1 protein-coding gene is annotated in these 1,157 nt (G+C 62.7%); it reads right to left on the bottom strand.

The features are described from left to right. Positions 1-1,034: MobQ family relaxase (gene mobQ, locus BUB35_RS18380; protein WP_072854082.1), on the bottom strand; the 1,034-nt coding region annotated here is incomplete at its 3' end. Between the last annotated feature and the right edge of the window lie 123 nt (positions 1,035-1,157).

Below are 1,157 nucleotides of genomic sequence, written 5' to 3' on the forward strand. Positions count from 1 at the left end.
ACGCGGGCCTCCAAATCGTCCACGGTGTAGAGCTTCTGCCCGGTCAGGTAGTTCACGGTGTCGGCAAACTTTTGGAGATTGCCCACCTTGCCCTTATTGCTCCACGCGCCCGCGTTCCGCGCCCCGTAGTAGGCGGATAACAGGTCGGCAAGAGTGGGGGCCTGGGGCTTGGAAAGTTCCTCCCGCACCTCGTTCAGCCATCCAAACAGGGCCTTGATTTTCTGCTTCAAGTCTTTCAAGAGGGCGTTGGTGGCCTTGATCCAGCGGTTGAGGTCGCCCTTGTCGGTGGAAATGCCTTTGGCCTCCATCTGCCGCACCGCTGGCCCCTCATGGACGGTGGGGAGCTGCTCCAATCCCTGACGCAGATAGGAGCGGTGGTCGATCCGGCATGGCAGGCCCTTTTCCTCAAACTTGGCGTTGCACATCTTGGCCCATGTCTCCCGCCAGTGTTCCAGCGTTTCCGGGCGGCCCCAGTCGGTGGTGGGCACCGCGTCAAAGAGGGGCTTGCCCTTCTCGTCCAAAATGCGGTTGCCGTCCTCGTCCAGCCGGTAGACGCGCCGCTGCTTGTAGCCCCATTTGCCGCTTTCCAGAATGGGCCGAATGGGGCAGAGGACATGGAAGTGGGGGTTGGGGATGCCCCCGTCCTCCTTGTCAGGCCGGTGTACGGCAAAGTCCACCACCATGCCCCGGCTGACAAACTGCTCCAACAAAAACTGCCTTGCAAGGGCGATGTTTTCTTCCAGCGAAAACTCGTTCTGCAAGGCAATATCAAAGCTGTACGCAAGCTGGGCGTCCTTGCCGCGCTCGGCGGCTTCCAGCGCGTTCCACAGGGTCTGCCGGTCTTGGTATTCGGGCGGGGCCTGCGGGGGCAGGAGAATATCGGAGCAGATCACGCCGCCCTTGCGGGTGTAGTCGCTGTACTCGCCGTAGCGTTCACTGTAAAGCCGCTCCCCGGCGCGGTAGGCGGCGGACGCGACGGCAGACTGTCCGGCGCTGCGCTGCACCTGCGTGACTGTCAAATGAAACAGGGCCATTTACTCGCCCTCCCGCTGGGCGGCGGCCTGGACAGCGGCCCGCACCTCCGGCATGGAGAAAATCTGCTCGGCAAGGGAATAGAAGCCCTGCTCGGACAGGGGCTTGACCTCCGGGGCCACGCT

It is taken from the genome of Anaerotignum lactatifermentans DSM 14214, from assembly GCF_900142265.1.
GTDB classification, from domain to species: Bacteria; Bacillota; Clostridia; order Lachnospirales; family Anaerotignaceae; genus Anaerotignum; species Anaerotignum lactatifermentans.